Genomic DNA, 19,687 nt, shown 5'->3' with positions numbered 1-19,687 from the left:
TTCTCCTATCGCCCGGGATCGCCTTTGCCGGCGAGCACGCGATCGAGCCCGTAGAAGCGGTCGAGCAGGATCAGGGCAGTCATTGTGATTGCGATGACGCTCGCCGAGACTGATGTCACGAGCGGATCGATGTTGTCCTGGATGTAGAGGAACATCCTGACTGGCAGCGTTTCCGTGCCGGGTGCGGCCAGAAAGACGGTCATGGTCAAGTCGTCGAAGGACTGAATGAAGGCGAGTGCCCAACCGCTGATCACGCCGGGCAGGATCAGCGGCAGGGTCACGCGGCGGAATAGGGTGAAGCCGCCGGCGCCGAGCGAGACCGCAGCCATCTCGATCGAGCGGTCCATGCCGGTCGCAGCCGCGAGCGTCAGGCGGAGCGCGAAGGGAAACACGACGATGACATGCGCGATCAGCAGCGCCGCGAACGTGCCGCCGAACCCGAGCGAGGTGAAGAAGCGCAGGAAGGCGATGCCGAGCACCACATGCGGAATCATCAAAGGCGACAGGAACAGCGCCGCGAGCACATCGCGGCCGGCGAACCTGTAGCGCGCAATCGCGAGCGCCGCCGGCACCGCGAACAGCAGCGCGACAAAGGACGACACCATGCCGAGCCCGAGGCTGACCCAGAAAGCGTGCACGAATTCGGGATAGCTCGCGATCGTCCTGAACCAGCGCAGCGAGAAGCCGTTGATCGGCAGCGACAGAAAACCCTCTGGCGTGAAGGCGACCAGGCAGACCACCACGATCGGCGCCAGCATGAAGACGACGAAGAGCGCGTGGAAGGTGAGCGCGAGCGGGCCGTTCGTCCTCATCGGAACACCTCGGCATAGCGACGCTCGATCAGCGCATTGCTGCCGACGACGATCAGCACCAGCGCGAGCAGCAGCAGCACGGCGACCGCCGCACCAAGCGGCCAGTTCAGCGTGTTGAGGAACTCGTCATAGGCGAGCGTCGCCGCGACCTTCAGCCTGCGGCCGCCGATGATCGCGGGCGTTGCGAACGCGCTCGCCGACAGCGAGAACACGATGATCGCACCCGACAGCACGCCGGGCATGATCTGCGGCAGGATGATGCGGCGGATGATGGTGAAGGCGCCGGCGCCGAGCGACATCGCGGCGTTCTCGATCTGCGGGTCGACACGCTGCAGCGCGGCCCAGACCGACAGCACCATGAACGGCATCATGACATGCGCGAGCGCAACAACCATACCGGTCTCGGTGAACATGAAGGGTAAGGGCGAACGGATCAGGCCGAGCGACATCAACAGCTTGTTGACGAGGCCGTTGTTGCCGCCGAACAGCAGCGCCCAGCCGAGCGTCCGCGCCACCACCGAGATCAGGAGGGGCCCAAGGATCAGGAGCAGAAAGAAGCCCCTCCAGCGTCCGCTCATGCGGTTCAGGATATAGGCCTCGGGCGCCCCGAGCACCGCGGTGATCAGCGTTGCCAGCAGCGCGATGCGGAACGTCCGCCAGAACATCTCGGCGTAATAAGGATCACTGGCGATCTCCCGCCAGTTTTTGAGGATGAAGACCGGCTCGATGCCCTTGTACTGTCCCCAGTCGTGAAACGAGAGCATTATGGTCATGAGAAGCGGGATCACCAGGACGCCGACGAACAGCATCAAGGCAGGCAGCGTCAGCGCCCAGGACGCGCGCGTCTCGGTAGATTGGGGCGATGTATCGGCGGCCGCGGTCATGCAGCGCCTCCGCTCGCGCGCAGGCTCATGTCCTCCACGCGCCATGCAAGACGGACCGCCTCGCCTTCTGCAGGCTGCGGCGTGCCGTCATTCTGCCGGATCACGATTGCCGGTCCGCACTCGGTCTCGCATTGGAACAGCCAGTGATTGCCCTGGAAAATCCGCGTGACGATTTTCGCAGCAAGCCCAGCGTCAGCAAAGCTGATCCGCTCGGGGCGGAGACTGATCGTCACCGGACCGGTCACGCCGACCGGCGCCGGCGCGTGCCAGGAGCCCGCGACCAGCCGCGCAGGCTGGGCCGACCGGTCGATCGTCGCGGCGAAATCGTTGGTCTTGCCGAGGAACTGCGACACGAAGGCGGAGGCCGGCCGTTCATAGGTCTGTTGCGGCGTGCCGATCTGCTCGATCTTGCCCTGGCTCATCACAACGATGCGGTCGGACAGCGACATCGCCTCGTTCTGATCGTGGGTGACGAGAATCGTGGTGGTGCCGATGGTGCGCTGGATCTGGCGCAGCTCGATCTGCATCTCCTCGCGCAGCTTGGCATCGAGGTTCGACAGGGGCTCGTCGAGCAGCAGCACGCTCGGCTGGATCACCAGCGCGCGCGCCAGCGCCACGCGCTGCTGCTGTCCGCCCGACATGCGCCGCGGATAGCGCTCCTCCAAGCCCTTGAGACCAACCATTGCCAGCGCCGCGCGGACCCGCTCCGCGCGTTTGTCCCTGGGCACGCTTCGCATCTCCAGACCAAAGGCGACGTTCTCGGCTGCGGTCATGTGCGGAAACAGCGCGTAGCTCTGGAACACGATGCCGAGGCCGCGTTTCGCCGGATGCACCTTTATCATATCGCGGCCCTCGAGCCGGATCGCGCCGCGCGACGGCTCGAGAAAGCCCGCGATCATCTGCAGCGTCGTGGTCTTGCCACAACCGGAGGGGCCGAGGAACGAGATGAACTCGCCCCTCTCCACCGCCAGGCTGAAATTGTCGACGACGGTTTGCGGGCCGAACTGCTTGCCGACGCGATCGAGCTCAAGGAAGGACATCGCGCTAGCGCTCGACCTCGCGATTCCACCGCTTGGTCCACTCCTCGCGCTTCTCGTTGATGACGGTCCAATCGGGGTTATACAGCTTTGCCGCGCGTTCGCCGATCGGCGCCATCTTGCCGAGCTCCGGCGGAACGACGAGCGATTTCAATACCGGGCCGTAGCCGTAATCCTTCAACATCACGAGCTGGATTTTTGGATCGAGCAGCATCTTGATAAAACTTCCCGCAAGCGGCGAAGCGTTGGGCTTGGCGATCGGACAGGCGGTGGTCAGAAGCGTGGCCGCCCCTTCCTTGGGATAGACGAAGTCGACGGGGAAGCCGGTGTTGGCAAAGCTCTGCACGCGGCCCGTGCCCCACACCGCGATGACGGCCTGGCCGGACTGGAACAGCTCGGTCATCTTGCCCGGCGACGGCTCATAGGCAAGCACGTTCGGATTGATGTCGTTCTTGAAGATCTTGAAGCCCGCATCGACATTGGCCTCGCCGCCGCCATTCATCTTGGCGAGCATCACCAGCGCCTCAAGGCCGTAGGTGTTGTTGATCGGCGGGATGACGAGCTGCTTTGCATATTTCGGATCTTTCAGATCGTCCCACGAGGTCGGCGGCGCCCAACCCTTCTCCGCAAACACCTTGGTGTTGTACATCAACCCGGTCGCGACGAGACCGATCGCCACCGCGCGATCGTCCTTGAAGCGCGCGGCGTCATAGAGATCGGCCGGCAGGCCATCGAGCTTGCCGCAGAAGCCAAGCTGGATCGCCTGGTACATCGGACCGTCGTCGACGATCGCGACGTCGATCTGCTGATTGCCCTTCTGCGCCTGGAGTTTTGCCAGCGTGTCGGTGGAGTTGCCAGCGACGTATTCGACCTTGACGCCGTTCTCCTTCTCGAAACCGGGGATCACCTCGTCGCGGATCGTCTTCTCGAACGAGCCGCCATAGCCGGCGACATAGAGCGTCTTCTGCTGTGCCGAGACGATCGACGGCGCCGCGGCAAGCGCCGCAATGCTGACCGCTGTCAGAAGGCTGAGAGTCTTCATAAGGACCAATCTCCAATACCGGGATGAGGTGACGTGTCGACGATCAGACGGCCAAAGCGCACACGCGTTCCCCTTGGCGCAAATCCCCATCCGACCAGGGCTCCGGCCTCTGCTCTGCGGGATTTTGGCGGCAATCGGGGGATCTTGGCCCCGACCTGCCGGAAAAACGGGCTGACTCCAGCACTGATGAAAAAGATCTCAGAGCTCTACTTCCATCGTCCAATGAATAATGGCACCCTCTGCATGCCGAAATGTTATGAACAGAAAACGCGATGGCGCGGATCAATTCGCGGCAGGTGGAAGCCTTCCGCGCGATGATGCTGACCGGCAGTGTGACCGAGGCCGCAAAGCTGATGGCCGTGACGCAGCCGGCGGTCAGCCGTTTGCTCCGCGACTTCCAGGCGCTCTTGAAAATGGAGCTGTTCGAGCGGCGCGGCACCGGGCTGGTGCCGACCGCGGCCGCAATGGCGCTCTACACGGAAGTCGAGCGTTCCTTCGTCGGCCTCGAACGTATCACCTCCGCTGCCGAGGAGATCCGCGGCCGCCGCACCGGCTCACTGCGGATCGCAGCGCTCCCGGCGCTCGCGAACGGTTACCTGCCGCGGCTCGCCGGGCATTTCCTGAAAGAGCGCCCCAACCTCAACCTCGCCTTCTTCGGCGTGATCTCGCCGATCGTGGTCGACTGGGTGCTGAACAATCAGTGCGACATCGGCTTTGCCGAGGTGCCCATCGCCCATTCCGGCCTGCCGAGCCTGCGGCTGCCGGCGCTGGCGCGAGTTGCGGTGCTGCCGGCCGGACATCGTCTCGCAGACAAGGAAGTGCTGGAGCCGCGCGATTTCGAGGGCGAGACGTTCATATCGCTGTCGGCGGGATCTGCGAGCCGGCACCTCGTCGACCAGGTCTTCCACCGCAGCGACGTCCGCCGCGTGCTGCGCGTCGAGACCACGCTGTCGGAGATCATGTGCGGAATGGTGTCGTCGGGTCTTGGGGTCGCGATCTGCGATCCCTTCACCGCGCAGGAATTCGCAACCCGCGGCGTCATCGTGCGCCGCTTCCTGCCGCGCATCGACTTCGAATTTTCCGCCGTCTTTCCCGCCCAGCGCAGCCCCTCGCCGGTGGCGCTCGATCTGGTCGAGGCGCTACGGCGCGCATTGGGGGAGATGGAGGGGTAATCTGGGAGAGACGGGATGTGAGCTTCAGTCCGTCTTCGCTTTCGCTGCGCTCCAGCTCCGCCGGACACGCTTCGCCCTGACAGGCTATGCTCGGCTGCGCCACGCGTAGCCCGTCAGGGCGAAGCGTGGTGGCGCTCGATCTGGTCGAGGCGCTACGGCGCGCATTGGGGGAGATGGAGGGGTAATCTGGGAGAGACGGGATGTGAGCTTCAGTCCGTCTTCGCTTTCGCTGCGCTCCAGCTCCGCCGGACACGCTTCGCCCTGACAGGCTATGCTCGGCTGCGCCACGCGTAGCCCGTCAGGGCGAAGCGTGGTGGGGGAGGCAGGACTCGAACCTGCGAAGCCATGAGGCGGCTGATTTACAGTCAGATTTTTCCCATAGCGCCCCCGGACAAATCAGGACACCCACACACTACTTTTCTCTCATATTTCTTGAATTTCAGTCATTTGTCTGGCATTGTCGCTGACAAAGGGTAACAGTAACAGACGGCGGGTAACCGTTACCCGGCTGTTACCCCGAGGGAGACTGATTATGACAAAAGCCCTCAGTGACAAGCGGCTGGAAGCGCTTGAGAAGGCGGCAGCGCCGGCCTCACGGCAGGAGATTCCAGACGGCCTGCTTCCTGGCCTCTACCTCGTACGCCAACCGTCCAAGGCCTTAAGCTGGGCCGTGCGATACCGGAACGCCGGTAAGACACGCAAGGTGACGATCGGTCCCTACCCCGCGATCGGCCTCAAGGCCGCACGCGAACTCGGCGGCAAGGCCTTGCGGGCGGCAGCCGAGGGGCGCGACCCGGCGCGTGAGAAGCAGGACGCCAAGGCCGAGGCCAAGCGGCAGGCGGCCGAGGAGAAGCGCGCCGAGCGCGATCTCTTCGAGAACGTAGCAGCCGAGTTCATGAAGCGGCACGCGGTGAAGAATACCCGCGAAGGCAGCTTCCTCGAGACCGCGCGAATCCTCGGCATGAAGCGAACCGATGCAGGCGAGTGGGAGGAAACCGGCAATGGCGTGATCGCCGAGTGGAAGGGCCGGAAGGTGCAGGACATTACCCGGCGCGACGTCGTCATCATGGTAGACGCGATCGTCGACCGCGGCGCGCCTGTGATGGCAAACCGGACGTTGGCCGCGGTGCGCAAGCTATTTAACTGGTGCGTCGGACGCGACGTGATCAACGCGTCGCCAGCCACATTGATCGAGCCACCCGCCAAGGAGGACAGCCGTCGACGCGTCCTAAGCGACGACGAGCTCCGCCTCATCTGGAACGCCGCCGACACCGACGGGTGGCCGTTCGGTCCGATCGTCCAGCTGATGCTGCTCACCGGTCAGCGCGAGAACGAGATCGCGCGCATGCGCTGGAACGAGCTGGATCTCGACAACGCAGTTTGGACGCTGCCAGCGAACCGCACGAAGAACGATGAGCCGCACACGGTGCCGCTCTCCGACGCTGTCGTGTCGATTATCAAGGCGTTGCCGAAGATCAAATCTAAGGATGACTTCGTGTTCGTCGGTCGTCACGGCAAGGCGCCGACCGCGTTCTCGCATGCCAAGGTCAGGATCGACGATGCAGTTACGACAGCCAACAACGGCAAGGAAGTTCCGGCGTGGGTGTTCCACGATCTTAGGCGCACCATGGTGTCCGGTATGGCGCGGCTTGGCATCGCCCTGCCTGTGATCGAGAAGGTCATCAATCACAAGTCTGGAACGTTCCGCGGCGTCGTTAGTGTGTATCAACATCACGATTTCGCGGCGGAAAAGCGTACCGCCCTCACCGCCTGGGCTTCGCATGTTGATGGCATCATGTCCGGCAAGGCGCCGGCATCCAACGTCGTGCCGATGCGGGAGCGCGCGTGATGTACGAGTTGGAGGATCAATGGATAGAGGCATTTCAGGCCCTGCCCAACACGAAACCACTAGTCGACATGCTCCGAAACAGGTCTATGCCGATGCCGTTTGGCGCGCGCGATCAACTGGCCGAGATGATCTCACCAGGGAAGCCGGCGCTTGAGCCGTTCGTTTTTGAGCTAAAGCCGAACAAGGACTACGACATCGGAAAGATGTTGGAAAAGCTCGAGGTAGCGTACCTTTATGGTGCAGCGCGAGCAGATGGCGAGAAGTCGCAGCAGGCCGCCGATGAGGTTGGGCATGAATACGCGCGTCTAGATGGACGCACCGTGTACCGCTGGCTCCAAGTGGTGAAGGAATTTGGGCGCCGGCTGCGGGGGAACTAGTACTGACAGCAGGAAGGCATTTTGCGTGTCAGTGACACACGCGCCTACCTGACGGTATCTCTGGCGTGTCTCAACCGACTAGCGCCGTCAAACAACGTCAATGGCGCTCAGTCAACACCAAAATGGAGAGCGCCAACATGGCATTAATCCCTACCCGGCAGGTCGCCGCGCGGTACAACGTGACATTGCGTTCGATCGACCGCTGGATCCGTGATCCCGAACTCGGATTTCCGAAGCCGATCCAGATCAATACCCGAAACTATTTCGACGAGGTCGAGCTCGACGACTTCGACCGTCAGCGCGCGCTCGCTCGCAACAACAAAGTGTCGGGGATCGCTTGAGCCATGGCCCTCCCCATATGCGCGGGGCCCGATCACCACTGCGATGGTGATGGGCCCCAGATAGTTGATCGGCTTCCCGGCGCGATCGATCCCACAAGTAGTCGCAAATTTCGGCGTGCGCAAGCCCGCGATCGGCACCGTTCAGCTGTGCACGAAGCAGGCCACATCGTCATCGCACAGTGGCGCTGGGGCCCCTGTCGCCAAGCTCTGATTACGACGTCTCGACAGCTAATCCATGACGCGCGGAGGTACCTGTGACAGCCTCCGTTCTCATTAAGGGCGCGTTGTTTCGCTCGCCGGAATCCAAAATCTCGGCGGGCGGCAAGCGCTATGCGCGCGCGACCCTCAAGGTGAAGGCCGCAGCCGATGATGGTGTTGAGTGGTGGTCGATCATGGTGTTCGGCGACACCGCCGCCGAGCAGCTACTCGATCTTCGTGACGGCGATCATCTCGCCGCTCAAGGCCAACTCCGGACCGAGCTCTACCAAGGCAAGGTCCGGTACACCTGCTTCGCCGACCAGATCTTGCCGCTCCGGATGAAGAAGAAGCGCAAGGAAAAGCCGGAGCCGTCGAAGCCAGGTCCCGTGTCGGCCGATGCCGATCTCAACGACGCAATTCCGTTCTGAGGGGCAACGATGAGCGACACGGAGGATGACGACGACTGCCCATGGGACGAAAACTTCGAGCCGTTGCCGGACGCCGAGGCGCCGTCGATCGAGCCGGCGGATGTCGACCTGGACGTCGACCTTGGCGACGGTCAGCATGAAAAGCCTCACAAGCCGCTGCAGCTAGACTTGGCGCCGTATGCTTTCCCGGACCCTGCATCGATCCCGCCGAGACAGTGGCTCTACGGCCGCCACTACATTCGCGGCGTCGTCGGCGCGAGCATAGGAGCACCCGGGCGCGCCAAGAGCACGGCGGTGCTCACCGAGATCATCAGCATGGCGGTTGGCCGCGACCTGATGAGCGGCGAGACCCTGCCGTCAGGACCACTACGTGCCGCGTACCTCAACGGCGAGGAGACCCAGGACGAGCTCGACCGCCGGGTCGCGGCCATCTGCCAGCGGTTCGGCATCACGCCGAGCGACTGCCACGACCGGTTGTGGGTGATCTCGACCCGAAACAGATCGATCCGCATCGCCGTCAGTGACGACCGCGGCAATGCCGTGGTCGCCCAGAAGGTTGTCGACACTCTCAGGAGCCTGTGCGACGACAACATGATCGACGTGCTCGCGGTCGACCCCTTGATCTCATTCCATCGCATCAGGGAGTCCTCGAACGAGGCGATGGATCTGGTAGTTAAGGAGGCGTTCGGCCACATTGCCGGCGCGTCCCGCTCCGTCGAGCTGGTCCATCACACCAGGAAGCTCGGCCCCGGCGAGAGCATCTCTACCGTAGATGATGCCCGTGGCGCCTCGGCCATCCTCGGCGCCGTGAGGTCCGCCCGGACGTTCAATTTCATGACGCCGCCGGAGGCCGCCAAGCTCGGCATCAGCGACGACGAGCGCAGGAGGCACATCAAGATTGAGAACGGCAAGAGCAACCAGGGGCCGATCGGCGCTGCGCACTGGATCAAGATCGAGGTCGAGAAACTACCGAACGGCGACGATGTTGCGTGCTCCACCTTGTGGATTCCGCCGAACCCCTTCGATGGGGTCTCCGTCAGCGATATCGAGGTGGTACAAAAGGTGGTGCAAGGTGGAGCTTTCCGCGCCGACAGCCAGTCGCCCGAATGGCTTGGTTGGTGGATGGCTGAGAACCTGCCTCACCTCAACATCAAAACCCGCCACAGCGACAAGCCGCGCGACAAGGCCGAGGTCGCAAGGCTCAATTCAATCCTGAAAATATGGGAGAAGAACAAGGTCATCGCGATCGAGCCGCGCAAAGACGAGAAGCGCCGCGAGCGCCGCTTCTACATCGTCGGCGAGGCGATCAAGGTCGAGACTGCGACGCTCGAAGACGCAGCCTATGACGACTCATAAGGTGGAGCAAAAGGTGGAGCAAAGGTGGAGCGCTCCACCCCTCCAAAAGGCCGCTTTTTGCTCCACTGCTCCACTTGCTCCACCCTCTTATAGGGTGAGCAGGTGGGGCGGAGCAGCGGCCCCGCTGTTTTGGAAGCGCCGCCGAGCACACGCGAGTGGCGCGCGTGCCAACCTAGTCTTTTGGGGTGACAGGTCGGCGAACTGCGCCGTCGGCTTTCCTGATGTACTCGATGGCGTACCGGCGGCATGAAAAGGCGCCCGCCAATGCGATTGTTATGGCGGCGTAGTAGTGCAGTGCCTCGGATGACAGCGGCGACGCGTTCGCCGTCCTCTCGGAGTAGATCCAAACCCAGATCACTGGGATGAAAACACCCGTCAGGAAAAGTCCTACCGACAGGTTGTTCCAAAACGTGGCTCTAAGCTTCAATTCCTCAACGCCCATGTGCGCACCCTGGTGTCAAAAAATCACACAACATCAAAAAATCACACAACAACGTCCGATTTTTTCGCGCCTCCCTCTCACCTTCGCCACGTCCTCCTCGGACCGGCCGAACGGCGCCACCATCAGCCGTGCCTCTATCACAACCGTGCGAGCGACGCAGACAGGCACAGACACCTGATACCTTATCAGGAATCCAAGGCTTGATTCCCCTATACGCTAACAATCACTTTCGATGGTCTAGCGAGCAGCGGGGTAACACCCGGGTATCCTTCAGTCGAAAATTCGAGCCGATTGATGTCAGAACACGCCATGGTCACGCAACAGTCTCCGCCACCTCGTGCTGCAATAACGCGCAAGCCCCTGACGCGTTTCGACGACCGTAGCGCCGACGGCCGCCGGCTTGCCGATCTCTATCGCAGCTACCGTGCAGCTTGGAATCAATTCCATAGGAATTACTCAACTGTACGGATATCGCCCCTGCCGTCTCGTGTATTGAGGTTCTCAGGAACAGGATGCCGGCATCACGTTCGTCGGCTGCTCGTCAGGTGCTTGCCGGCCTTACCGCAGCTCCGCACTTGGCGGTGCCCCTACCGAGGAGACAAAAGCGATGGTCAAAACAATAGCGCCGGACGACATCCGAGATCTTCTCGGCGGTTTCGCCGCGGCAATCGAACTCGATCAGCTGCGGGTCGACGCGTTGCCTCTGGAAAAATTTCATCCCTGGTACAGCGACAGCATGTGGCGCGCGTGGCGTCGCGATCACATCACTTACATCAATAACTTGCTCACGACCGTATCTGCCGTCTCGCCTGCCGTACTAGAAGAATTGACCCAGATAGCGATCACTTGTGAACCCGCAGTTGTCGGGCAAATCGCCATCGATCTCTTTGCCGAACGGGCCAGTGAAAGTTGCCTGCAGGAAAACCTTGATACAGCGGCGCTTTTCTTTCGCTGGTTGATTGAGCAGGTCGGCGACAGGTCATGTGAAGGCAAACCGATCGATCGAGACCCTAGACCTTTCATGTTCCGGTGGCTGCCTGTCACTGATCCGCTGCGCATCGCTCAAGATCCTGAATGCGCTTATGGCCAACCTGCCGGATTCGTCAGTTGAGATGGTGGACAATGCTCAACCCGTCAATTTGGGTGAGTTGCGCGGGTTAGTCCTCCCGCAGCGGCGACGGGTCGTGGGTCCTTGGAAACGGTCCGCTAGTGCGGGGAGACGCGAGTATCGATCGAAGACTGATGCTGCAGCGATGATGGAGTTCGTCGCCGTCGCGGAGCACCGCCCGCTGGCGTGTCTGGCGAGATGCCAACTTCGATTTCCGACGCGCGCGCCGCGCCGATCGGGCAGAAGGCGAAGGGGAAGTAACGCGAACCCAGGGCGATCTACTCCTCGATCGGACGCTGCCCGATCTTCGCGGTGAGTTCGGCGATCTTCTTATTGTCCTTTGCCTTTATCGCCTTTCGTAGCTCCTTTAAATCGTCTTGGCTGAAACCCCGTGCTGCTTGGCGCTTGCGCGATTGGGCCGTCGGTTCGGCACTTCCTAAACGCTGACCAAGCACTCGTTTGGCCTAGCATTACAGTTGCTATTTTCGGTGAGTTCTGAATCCATGGGTGACCATGATTCGGGATCTGATGATTGGTGGTGCGTCGGTTGAAGATACGCTGACGCTATGGGCTTCCTCGGTGCGAGATGCCAAGCAACGCATCCGTCCGCTGTTTACGCAGGAGCGGGTCGCGGCCTCGGCGTGGCAGTTTCTCGACGGACTGTTGGGCAACGAACCGCGCAAGACGGGTTGGATGCGGGCGGAGGCGGCTGGCGATCCAGGCCCGTGGCGCCAGCAGGCGATTCTGGGCCGAGGGCATTGGGACGCCGACGCGCTGCGCGACATTGTGCGCGAGTACGCGCTGGAATCGCTTGGCGATGAGGACGCGGTCCTGGTCATCGATGAGACCGGCTTTTTGAAACAGGGCAAGGCCTCGTGCGGGGTCGCGCGCCAGTACACTGGCTCGGCGGGCAAGATCACCAATTGCCAGATCGGAGTGTTCGCCTCCTATGTGTCGCGGCATGGCCATGCCTTCGTCGACCGGGCGCTCTACCTGCCAAAGGAATGGACGGACGACCCCGCTCGCCTGAAGGCAGCGCATGTCCCGAGCGGTGTGGGCTTTGCGACGAAGCCCAAGATCGCGCGTCGAATGATCGCTCGCGCGACCGCCGCAAAGGTGCCGTTCTCGTTCGTGGCGGCGGATTGCGTGTATGGCACGGGCGAGATCGAAACCCTGCTGCGCAAGGCGGGCAAAGGCTATGTTCTGGGTGTTGCGTCCAATCATGTGTTCCGTTCCTGGGGCAAGCAGCAGCCTGTCGCCGGCACCGCCGCCGCGATCGCGCAGAGTCTTCCCAAGAAGGCCTGGCACCACCTGTCGTCCGGCGAAGGGACCAAAGGTCCGCGCTGGCACGACTGGGCCTATCTCGAGTTGGCCGATCTCGAAGCCAGTGAATACAACGACGACCTTGCCGGGGAATGGACGCGGGGTCTTCTGATCCGCCGCAACATTGCCGACGGCAGCTTGGCCTTCTTCTCCACATGGTGCCCCAAGGGCACCTCCATCCAGAAGCTGGTGTCGGTGGAAGGCCATCGCTGGGCCATCGAGGACAGCTTCGAAACTGCCAAGAACGAGTTCGGTCTTGATCACAACGAAACTCGCTCCTGGCATGGCTGGCATCGCCATGTCTCACTCGTCATGCTTGCCTTTGCCATGATGGCCGTCATCCGTCATCGGGCCAACGCTGAGCCAGCACTCAAAAAAACACGACGCCGGCGCACCAAACATCGTTCCTGATCCGCTGGTCGATCCAGGAAATCCGTCGCATCGCTATCAAGCTCGCTCAACGGCGCATCTCGATCGACCGTGTTCTCGCATGGTCGCTTTGGCGGCGAGCTCACCAGGCCGACGCTCGCCGCGCTCACCTCAGACGAAAAATGCAACTGTCATGCTAGTTCTCCTTGGATCTCCCGTTGATGGGAGAGGACCGCCCCCTCGGTGTCCGATCCCGTCGAATTGACCAAGCTTGCCTCCGCAAAGGCCGATTGCCAAGGTAGGACCGAGCGCTAGATTGATCGAGCGCAGACTGCTTCGGCCGCGCTGACGGCGCGAACGTCGTTGGAAATTGTGTCGGGCGCACTTGGGAACGTGATCGGGATCAACGGCATGGGGCGACTACTCTCCGGGCCGCTTCCGTTTGCGCCGGCGCCAAGGGCGTGCAGAGCTGCGGCCAGGGCAGCGGCAACTTCACGAGAAGGCGCAGAGCGTGATGCCAGCATTTTTCTCCTGACAAGCTCGATGCACGCGACAGCGTTGGCTACCTCCGTTTGCTCTGCGACCTGCCGTAACCGGTCCATTTCTCCAGCGTCGATCCGCCTTGCGTTGCCATACCAAATATCTTTCGTTCGATTGAAGGACAATTCCAGACGTCGTGAGACGCGTAGGATCGCCGCCTTGACGCTGTCGCCGACAGGCCTTGGCTCGGCGCACCGATGCACTAGGTTCCGTGCTTCATCGATAGGTGAGCCGCAGGACGAGCGAGATAACGCCGGGCGCGAGGGTTCAATCGCCGCATCGTAAGTCGAGTACATCTGTTGATACCTGTTCCTTATTTTTCTCTTTCCTGCCGGGCCATTGCCTCGGCATTGATGTCCTCGGCTGTTTCTTTAATCCACTCGCCGGCTCCAACGTGGGATTCGGCGGCACGCTGTGTCATAAAGCCGTAAAGGCGGCGATCGCGGATCGCGCTAACGACTTTTTCCAGATACTCAGCCGCTTCTGCAGCTGACAGGGCGTATTCAATGGCAGCAGTCGTATCGAAAGGTGGCGGGTCGCTCGATTTGGGGTTGGGTTTCGCTCGAAACTCAAGTGACACGGTTACGATCATAAAATCGTCCGGATGGGGCTTGGGCCGTTCTTTTCTTTCAGCCATTCACGTTGTCTCCTTGAGGTTGTTGACCGCAGAGGTCGGAGGGGTCGGACAGGGCATAGCTCCGCTGTTCACCGGCAAGGTGCATTGGGTTGCTCACGGATTGATTGTTTGATAGAAAATCTATTAACGCGCCTGAAAACGGAAATCAATAGAAATTCTATCAATGGGGCAAAATGGTTTCGGTTCGTCAGCTGAAAGCCGCACGCGTGCTATTGGCATGGTCGCAGGGGGATTTGGCTCAAGCCTCGGGAATATCTGAGCCGACAATTGCTCGTCTTGAATCGACTGATGGACCTGTTCGGGGGAGGCCAGATACGGCCGCGGCCTTGGTCGGCGCCCTCGAGAAGGCCGGCGTCGAGTTCATCCCGGAGAACGGAGGCGGAGCCGGCGTGAGGATGAGGAAGCGAAAGCGCTGATTTTTTATCCCGAAGTACCCCACCCATTTTGGGGCCCCAGCCTTCCTACTTTCGATCTCCAAAAGAGCCCTTCCGCGGTTCGGCCGAATGGAAATCCCTCCAGATCTTACCCACGCCATAAAAGGAAGATTTTTTTGACGTCAGAATCGCTGCAGAGCCCTGATTTCAAAGGACAAAAAATTCCTCCGAAATCCCCCAAAAGTCGGATTTTGACACTCGTGCTGGCAATTTCGGTTCTGCCGGCTCTCGCAGCCCGTGCGGACGACATAGTCGGGCAGGCCAGCGTGATCGACGGCGATACGATCGAGGTCCATGGCCAGCGCATCAGGCTCTGGGGTATCGACGCCCCGGAGAGTGATCAGCTCTGTCGAAACGATGACAGCAAGCTGTACCAGTGCGGACGCGCTGCCGCGACGGCGCTCGCAGGTCTGCTCTGGGCCATCAAGCGGCCCGTCACCTGTTCCCCGGTTGATCGAGACCAGTACGGGCGCACGATAGCAGCGTGCTCACTGGGAACGCCCGGCCCCGATATCGGACACTGCTTGTCGCGAACGGCCATGCGCTCGATTGGCCGAGATACTCCAAAGGCAAATATGAGGACGCGCAGCGCAGCGCAGAGAAGACCAACCGTGGGATCTGGGCTGGAAGCTTCGCCGAGCCGTGGCAATACCGCGCTTGCATGAAGGCCGGCGGCAGACCGGCCGCGTGCTCTGACGAGGCCAACGATCGCCGTTGATCGGACTGCCGGCTATTTGGGGTCCTCGAAACCGGGCCGGCCAATCTTTGCCGTCAGCTCGGCAATCCGCTTATTGTCCTTCGCCTTGATTGCCTTTCGAAGCTCTTTCAGATCGTCTTCATCGAACGCAGCGCGTCGGCGGGGTGGCCGTTGGGCAGAGGCCTTGGGACCCGGCCCCAGGCGCTCGCCGAACCTATGTTTGGGTTTCTCTACAGTTCGACTGAGGACAAGATCATCCCAACTGCCGGCTAGGTCCTTTGTTTGCCTCGAGCGTGGGGTAGGTGGCGGTGGCGGTCGTTTCAGCTCTTCGAGAGACTTCATTCCCCGCTCGATTACTCTCACGGAGTGCATCCCGCCAAATGCTGGCTCCTCGCCAAGAAGCTTATGTGCTGCCAGGCGGAGCGCGCCCTTCACGATATCGTCGAAGCCATCCTCGCGGCGCCAACGACGATAACGCCAATCATCGTCCACTGAATAATCCATTTCGGCTTGCGGCAAGCACAACGCCTCCTGCAACTCTACAGCCGACATACCCCGATCCGCCTGTTTTTCGAACTTGTTGATTGCCTCCACGACGAGAGCCAGACGACGGATGAGATAGACCGCTTCCGTGTCGTTGCCCGCCATCGTACGAAGCAACGCGGCGGCGAATTGAGACAGTGCACTCTGGACTTCGATCTTAACCTGCTCAAGCTGCCGATCCGCGCGAGCATTCGGGTTGCCGCTGACGAGCCTCAACTTCGGAGGCTTATCCCCCTCGTCATCCTCGCCGGTTGCCACCAAACTTCTCCCTTTTTCCGGGCTCAGAATGAAGCTTATGACCTGGACATCCTGCTTGCCAACCCTCCGCACGAGACTAAGCGCACCTCAACTCGCTCACCAGATTGATTTCAACCGGTCCGATGCACCTCACATCTAGCTACCGAGGCGCAACCGCGGGACCTAAGACTTGGATGGCAGCAAAGCCAGAATTAGGACCGGTCGTACCCGATGTATTACTACACCAGGGCAGCTGAAGCCGTGGCATATAGGTATGCCGCCAATCACATATGTTGTCAGGTCCACTCCGCTTCAAAGCTATCTTCACGGGTTCTGCTTGGCTAATCAGTATGTGCGCGACGATCAACCCTGCGCCGATTGGAAAGGCCCACGGCTGGAAGCGGAGGTGGCTCATTCGATCGAGAAGCAACATACCCGCAAGTATGATGAGAGGATCGGTAAAAACGAAATACTCTACCTTTAACCCTCGGCGCACGCCCAGCGAGTCGATGGCGATGGCCGCAAGCATTAGGAGACCCGCCTGATACGATACTTGCTTCTCTCCACACCTCCTGGCGTAAAGGATCCCCGGTATGGAGGCCTAGACTGAAGCAGCGGAGCAACGAGATCCGTTGCCGCTTGTTCCTAAAGACCCGGCTTACAGGCGATGGGAAAGCTTCTGGACTACCCCGAGAAGCACGCCTCGCCTTCCCGCTCTTTGACGGTACGATGTGCCGGCCGTCCAGCGTGGGGAATCGGCATGAAATCGCCCGTCGTCAAGCGATCGATCGTCGTCGCCGGCCACAAGACCAGCGTCAGCCTGGAAGAGGCCTTCTGGAACGGCATGAAGGAGATTTCCAGCCAGCGCAACATCACGCTGTCGGAGTTGGTTGGCGAGATCGATAGCAACCGCCCGCACGGCAATCTGTCGTCCGCGATACGCCTGTTCGTCCTCGACTACTTCAAGAAACGCGCCGCGGCTGATGCGATCGCGCACAAGGCCAGCGGCAACTGAGACCGCCTCAATTCAGCTTCCGGCGGAGCTTCCTGATGATCTCCCGGAGGTCGGCCACATACGCCTCGATGATCCGACGCGCCTCCTCTGAGCGTGACGGCTTGGGCTTCGTCGATTTCTTATCCGGGGTTGGTTCGTCGGAGGAGTTCATGGCCTGATGCAGCGGCGAGGAAAAACGGCCCGGCACGGACAAGCCAAGTCGGGCCAAAGTTGCAGACCCGGGAGCTCCGCCAGGAGCAAATACCCGGAAAACGGTTAGGTAGGCTCTCATTGCCTGGTTGATCTAGATCAAAGGCCCGAGCTGGGGCTGAAGGCGAAGGAATAAAAATGAGACTTTGGCTAAGAGTGCTCGGACCCGTGGTCGGCGTCGCCGGGTTTTTCGCCGCCTTCATACTTATTCCGGGCCTCTGGGGCTACGCGGTTGGATTTGCGGTCTTCTTCGGATGCTCGGCTATTTGCGATTGGATTTGGCGACGCAATGCGAGCCGCGAGGAAATTCAGCGAGATCTGGAGGACCGAGCACGAAACACGTCACCATAAAGGCTGAAGACCCCGAAAAAGACCCGGCCTCAGGCAGGGGAAGAAGCCCGAAGCCGGGTGAAGTTTACCTTGTTCGCTCCGAACGAGGCACACGAAACCTCATCCGAAGCACGGACGAAACAACGGTCGGGACAGGGTGTTCCAAGGAGCCCCGCGCGCGGCTCATGACCGGCGCGAGATCCGGCCAAGAGCACATCAAGCAGCCGCTCGATGATGCTGGGGACAGCTAAAGTGAGGCTACGCGCCCCTAGGCGAAACGAATAGCCCCCATACCGAGAAGTATGCGTCGGTCATTACCGTGAAGAAGATGAGTAGCATCATCGCGCGCACCCTCCCAGCGCCGAGCGAGCTAACGCTGGCGCACACACTTTGCGTTCAAAGTTCAAAATGCAATCACCACACCCGCGGCCGCCAAGGCTCCTTGCAAACACCGACAAACCATTGAGGGCTCAAGGCTAGGGAGGCGTCCCCAAATTCATATCAGGACACGCGCACAGCATACGACGAGTCGCGCTCCTGCACTGTTGCGCGACCGGCACTGTGGCCAAGAAAGAATGGCCCAGGCTACGATAGACCTGACTTGGACCGACGAGGCCCCCGGTGATGGACTGGACAACAACACCGCCTGTTCACGCTGTGGCGGATAGAAGCGGTACCCCTAATTTGACGACAGGCTATTCATATTTGTGCTAGCTGGAACCCGATGGTGCCGGGAAAACTCGGCAACCCTGGGATGTCAACTATTCAGAACTCATCAGCGGGATCATATGGGACCCTTCCTAGCATGACAGTTGCATTTTTCGTCTGAGGTGAGCGCGGCGAGCGTCGGCCTGGTGAGCTCGCCGCCAAAGCGACCATGCGAGAACACGGTCGATCGAGATGCGCCGTTGAGCGAGCTTGATAGCGATGCGACGGATTTCCTGGATCGACCAGCGGATCAGGAACGATGTTTGGTGCGCCGGCGTCGTGTTTTTTTGAGTGCTGGCTCAGCGTTGGCCCGATGACGGATGACGGCCATCATGGCAAAGGCAAGCATGACGAGTGAGACATGGCGATGCCAGCCATGCCAGGAGCGAGTTTCGTTGTGATCAAGACCGAACTCGTTCTTGGCAGTTTCGAAGCTGTCCTCGATGGCCCAGCGATGGCCTTCCACCGACACCAGCTTCTGGATGGAGGTGCCCTTGGGGCACCATGTGGAGAAGAAGGCCAAGCTGCCGTCGGCAATGTTGCGGCGGATCAGAAGACCCCGCGTCCATTCCCCGGCAAGGTCGTCGTTGTATTCACTGGCTTCGAGATCGGCCAACTCGAGATAGGCCCAGTCGTGCCAGCGCGGACCTTTGGTCCCTTCGCCGGACGACAGGTGGTGCCAGGCCTTCTTGGGAAGACTCTGCGCGATCGCGGCGGCGGTGCCGGCGACAGGCTGCTGCTTGCCCCAGGAACGGAACACATGATTGGACGCAACACCCAGAACATAGCCTTTGCCCGCCTTGCGCAGCAGGGTTTCGATCTCGCCCGTGCCATACACGCAATCCGCCGCCACGAACGAGAACGGCACCTTTGCGGCGGTCGCGCGAGCGATCATTCGACGCGCGATCTTGGGCTTCGTCGCAAAGCCCACACCGCTCGGGACATGCGCTGCCTTCAGGCGAGCGGGGTCGTCCGTCCATTCCTTTGGCAGGTAGAGCGCCCGGTCGACGAAGGCATGGCCATGCCGCGACACATAGGAGGCGAACACTCCGATCTGGCAATTGGTGATCTTGCCCGCCGAGCCAGTGTACTGGCGCGCGACCCCGCACGAGGCCTTGCCCTGTTTCAAAAAGCCGGTCTCATCGATGACCAGGACCGCGTCCTCATCGCCAAGCGATTCCAGCGCGTACTCGCGCACAATGTCGCGCAGCGCGTCGGCGTCCCAATGCCCTCGGCCCAGAATCGCCTGCTGGCGCCACGGGCCTGGATCGCCAGCCGCCTCCGCCCGCATCCAACCCGTCTTGCGCGGTTCGTTGCCCAACAGTCCGTCGAGAAACTGCCACGCCGAGGCCGCGACCCGCTCCTGCGTAAACAGCGGACGGATGCGTTGCTTGGCATCTCGCACCGAGGAAGCCCATAGCGTCAGCGTATCTTCAACCGACGCACCACCAATCATCAGATCCCGAATCATGGTCACCCATGGATTCAGAACTCACCGAAAATAGTTCGCGGTAGGGACGCTCATTGCTGAGCGCCCCCCGCACAGATCCGGACGGGCCCAATTAAGGCATCCGGCTCCTACCTTGGGTGTGTGACGGCGAAGCGCTGTTGCGGCCAGG

19 protein-coding genes, 1 tRNA gene and 1 pseudogene are annotated in these 19,687 nt (G+C 61.1%); 11 read left to right on the top strand and 10 right to left on the bottom strand.

All coding sequences use genetic code 11. From position 1 onward, the window contains the following. Positions 1 to 5: 5 nt before the first annotated feature. The 4 genes from QA640_RS18210 to QA640_RS18195 are packed head-to-tail and all read right to left on the bottom strand — an operon-like array spanning position 6 to position 3,775. Positions 6 to 812, bottom strand: a complete 807-nt coding sequence (locus QA640_RS18210; RefSeq protein WP_283041952.1) for an ABC transporter permease — start codon at positions 810 to 812, stop codon at positions 6 to 8. Beyond that, positions 809 to 1,696, bottom strand: coding sequence for an ABC transporter permease (locus tag QA640_RS18205; RefSeq protein WP_283041951.1), 888 nt, complete (start codon positions 1,694 to 1,696; stop codon positions 809 to 811). Before QA640_RS18205 ends, QA640_RS18210 begins: the two co-directional genes overlap by 4 nt. Next, complete coding sequence (locus QA640_RS18200) at positions 1,693 to 2,736, bottom strand: ABC transporter ATP-binding protein (RefSeq protein ID WP_283041950.1); 1,044 nt, start codon at positions 2,734 to 2,736, stop codon at positions 1,693 to 1,695. The genes QA640_RS18205 and QA640_RS18200 overlap by 4 nt, the downstream gene beginning before the upstream one ends. A gap of 4 nt (positions 2,737 to 2,740) precedes the next feature. Then, complete coding sequence (locus QA640_RS18195) at positions 2,741 to 3,775, bottom strand: ABC transporter substrate-binding protein (RefSeq protein ID WP_283041949.1); 1,035 nt, start codon at positions 3,773 to 3,775, stop codon at positions 2,741 to 2,743. 272 nt (positions 3,776 to 4,047) lie between these two features. On the opposite strand from QA640_RS18195, the gene QA640_RS18190 reads away from it, so the two are divergent. Then, a complete protein-coding gene (locus QA640_RS18190) occupies positions 4,048 to 4,947 on the top strand; it encodes a LysR substrate-binding domain-containing protein (RefSeq protein WP_283041948.1) in 900 nt (299 codons plus the stop codon). 311 nt (positions 4,948 to 5,258) lie between these two features. On the opposite strand, the gene QA640_RS18185 is transcribed toward QA640_RS18190, so the two are convergent. Further along, positions 5,259 to 5,336: transfer RNA gene (locus QA640_RS18185), tRNA-OTHER, on the bottom strand. Positions 5,337 to 5,479: 143 nt separating this feature from the next. On the opposite strand from QA640_RS18185, the gene QA640_RS18180 reads away from it, so the two are divergent. The 5 genes from QA640_RS18180 to QA640_RS18160 all read left to right on the top strand — a co-directional run bounded on the left by QA640_RS18180 (position 5,480) and on the right by QA640_RS18160 (position 9,496). Next, positions 5,480 to 6,796, top strand: coding sequence for a site-specific integrase (locus tag QA640_RS18180; protein WP_283041947.1), 1,317 nt, complete (start codon positions 5,480 to 5,482; stop codon positions 6,794 to 6,796). Then, positions 6,796 to 7,173 carry a hypothetical protein gene (locus QA640_RS18175; RefSeq protein ID WP_283041946.1) on the top strand — a complete coding sequence of 126 codons (378 nt, stop codon included), beginning with the start codon at positions 6,796 to 6,798 and terminating at the stop codon, positions 7,171 to 7,173. The genes QA640_RS18180 and QA640_RS18175 overlap by 1 nt, the downstream gene beginning before the upstream one ends. 137 nt (positions 7,174 to 7,310) lie before the next feature. Continuing rightward, on the top strand, positions 7,311 to 7,514 hold the full coding sequence (locus QA640_RS18170) for a DNA-binding protein (protein WP_283041945.1): 204 nt from the start codon (positions 7,311 to 7,313) through the stop codon (positions 7,512 to 7,514). 254 nt (positions 7,515 to 7,768) lie between these two features. After that, positions 7,769 to 8,140, top strand: a complete 372-nt coding sequence (locus QA640_RS18165) for a single-stranded DNA-binding protein (protein ID WP_283041944.1) — start codon at positions 7,769 to 7,771, stop codon at positions 8,138 to 8,140. A gap of 9 nt (positions 8,141 to 8,149) precedes the next feature. Continuing rightward, positions 8,150 to 9,496, top strand: a complete 1,347-nt coding sequence (locus QA640_RS18160; protein WP_283041943.1) for an AAA family ATPase — start codon at positions 8,150 to 8,152, stop codon at positions 9,494 to 9,496. Between the two features lie 172 nt (positions 9,497 to 9,668). Here QA640_RS18160 and QA640_RS18155 read toward each other — a convergent pair whose 3' ends face one another. Beyond that, positions 9,669 to 9,938 (bottom strand): hypothetical protein, encoded by a 270-nt coding sequence (locus QA640_RS18155; RefSeq protein ID WP_283041942.1) that lies wholly within the window; start codon positions 9,936 to 9,938, stop codon positions 9,669 to 9,671. A gap of 607 nt (positions 9,939 to 10,545) precedes the next feature. Between QA640_RS18155 and QA640_RS18150 the strand changes: the two genes are divergently transcribed. Both QA640_RS18150 and QA640_RS18145 read left to right on the top strand, forming a co-directional pair. After that, positions 10,546 to 11,049 (top strand): hypothetical protein, encoded by a 504-nt coding sequence (locus QA640_RS18150; RefSeq protein ID WP_283041940.1) that lies wholly within the window; start codon positions 10,546 to 10,548, stop codon positions 11,047 to 11,049. Positions 11,050 to 11,559: 510 nt separating this feature from the next. After that, positions 11,560 to 12,780, top strand: a complete 1,221-nt coding sequence (locus tag QA640_RS18145; RefSeq protein ID WP_283042818.1) for an IS701 family transposase — start codon at positions 11,560 to 11,562, stop codon at positions 12,778 to 12,780. Between the two features lie 811 nt (positions 12,781 to 13,591). Here the strand turns inward: QA640_RS18145 and QA640_RS18140 are convergent. Beyond that, positions 13,592 to 13,915, bottom strand: a complete 324-nt coding sequence (locus QA640_RS18140) for a hypothetical protein (RefSeq protein WP_283041939.1) — start codon at positions 13,913 to 13,915, stop codon at positions 13,592 to 13,594. 173 nt (positions 13,916 to 14,088) lie between these two features. Between QA640_RS18140 and QA640_RS18135 the strand changes: the two genes are divergently transcribed. Both QA640_RS18135 and QA640_RS18130 read left to right on the top strand, forming a co-directional pair. Further along, a complete protein-coding gene (locus tag QA640_RS18135; protein WP_283041938.1) occupies positions 14,089 to 14,331 on the top strand; it encodes a helix-turn-helix transcriptional regulator in 243 nt (80 codons plus the stop codon). Between the two features lie 134 nt (positions 14,332 to 14,465). Further along, positions 14,466 to 15,014, top strand: a complete 549-nt coding sequence (locus QA640_RS18130; RefSeq protein WP_349253730.1) for a thermonuclease family protein — start codon at positions 14,466 to 14,468, stop codon at positions 15,012 to 15,014. 65 nt (positions 15,015 to 15,079) lie between these two features. Here the strand turns inward: QA640_RS18130 and QA640_RS18125 are convergent, their stop codons facing one another. Then, the gene (locus QA640_RS18125) at positions 15,080 to 15,847 is read right to left on the bottom strand and encodes a hypothetical protein (RefSeq protein ID WP_283041937.1); all 768 of its coding nucleotides are present in this window, start codon (positions 15,845 to 15,847) and stop codon (positions 15,080 to 15,082) included. Between the two features lie 139 nt (positions 15,848 to 15,986). Next, positions 15,987 to 16,421, bottom strand: a pseudogene (locus QA640_RS18120) (hypothetical protein); the annotation flags it as partial. Positions 16,422 to 16,586: 165 nt separating this feature from the next. Between QA640_RS18120 and QA640_RS18115 the strand changes: the two are divergent. Continuing rightward, the gene (locus QA640_RS18115) at positions 16,587 to 16,841 is read left to right on the top strand and encodes a ribbon-helix-helix domain-containing protein (RefSeq protein ID WP_283041936.1); all 255 of its coding nucleotides are present in this window, start codon (positions 16,587 to 16,589) and stop codon (positions 16,839 to 16,841) included. A gap of 1,477 nt (positions 16,842 to 18,318) precedes the next feature. Here QA640_RS18115 and QA640_RS18110 read toward each other — a convergent pair. Further along, entirely contained in the window at positions 18,319 to 19,539 is a 1,221-nt protein-coding gene (locus QA640_RS18110) for an IS701 family transposase (protein ID WP_283042818.1), read from the bottom strand. Positions 19,540 to 19,687 lie beyond the last annotated feature (148 nt).

It is taken from the genome of Bradyrhizobium sp. CB82, assembly GCF_029714405.1.
Classification (GTDB): Bacteria; Pseudomonadota; Alphaproteobacteria; order Rhizobiales; family Xanthobacteraceae; genus Bradyrhizobium.
The sequence above is the reverse complement of the archived record's forward strand: the minus strand, read 5'-3'. Positions and strand labels throughout refer to the sequence as shown.

Excerpts from the sequence above, each read along its gene's own strand:
- QA640_RS18210 (WP_283041952.1), bottom strand. The coding sequence starts at position 812 with ATGAGGACGAACGGCCCGCTCGCGCTCACCTTCCACGCGCTCTTCGTC.
- QA640_RS18205 (WP_283041951.1), bottom strand. The coding sequence starts at position 1,696 with ATGACCGCGGCCGCCGATACATCGCCCCAATCTACCGAGACGCGCGCG.
- QA640_RS18200 (WP_283041950.1), bottom strand. The coding sequence starts at position 2,736 with ATGTCCTTCCTTGAGCTCGATCGCGTCGGCAAGCAGTTCGGCCCGCAA.
- QA640_RS18195 (WP_283041949.1), bottom strand. The coding sequence starts at position 3,775 with ATGAAGACTCTCAGCCTTCTGACAGCGGTCAGCATTGCGGCGCTTGCC.
- QA640_RS18190 (WP_283041948.1), top strand. The coding sequence starts at position 4,048 with ATGGCGCGGATCAATTCGCGGCAGGTGGAAGCCTTCCGCGCGATGATG.
- QA640_RS18180 (WP_283041947.1), top strand. The coding sequence starts at position 5,480 with ATGACAAAAGCCCTCAGTGACAAGCGGCTGGAAGCGCTTGAGAAGGCG.
- QA640_RS18175 (WP_283041946.1), top strand. The coding sequence starts at position 6,796 with ATGTACGAGTTGGAGGATCAATGGATAGAGGCATTTCAGGCCCTGCCC.
- QA640_RS18170 (WP_283041945.1), top strand. The coding sequence starts at position 7,311 with ATGGCATTAATCCCTACCCGGCAGGTCGCCGCGCGGTACAACGTGACA.
- QA640_RS18160 (WP_283041943.1), top strand. The coding sequence starts at position 8,150 with ATGAGCGACACGGAGGATGACGACGACTGCCCATGGGACGAAAACTTC.
- QA640_RS18155 (WP_283041942.1), bottom strand. The coding sequence starts at position 9,938 with ATGGGCGTTGAGGAATTGAAGCTTAGAGCCACGTTTTGGAACAACCTG.
- QA640_RS18150 (WP_283041940.1), top strand. The coding sequence starts at position 10,546 with ATGGTCAAAACAATAGCGCCGGACGACATCCGAGATCTTCTCGGCGGT.
- QA640_RS18145 (WP_283042818.1), top strand. The coding sequence starts at position 11,560 with ATGATTCGGGATCTGATGATTGGTGGTGCGTCGGTTGAAGATACGCTG.
- QA640_RS18140 (WP_283041939.1), bottom strand. The coding sequence starts at position 13,915 with ATGGCTGAAAGAAAAGAACGGCCCAAGCCCCATCCGGACGATTTTATG.
- QA640_RS18135 (WP_283041938.1), top strand. The coding sequence starts at position 14,089 with ATGGTTTCGGTTCGTCAGCTGAAAGCCGCACGCGTGCTATTGGCATGG.
- QA640_RS18115 (WP_283041936.1), top strand. The coding sequence starts at position 16,587 with ATGAAATCGCCCGTCGTCAAGCGATCGATCGTCGTCGCCGGCCACAAG.
- QA640_RS18110 (WP_283042818.1), bottom strand. The coding sequence starts at position 19,539 with ATGATTCGGGATCTGATGATTGGTGGTGCGTCGGTTGAAGATACGCTG.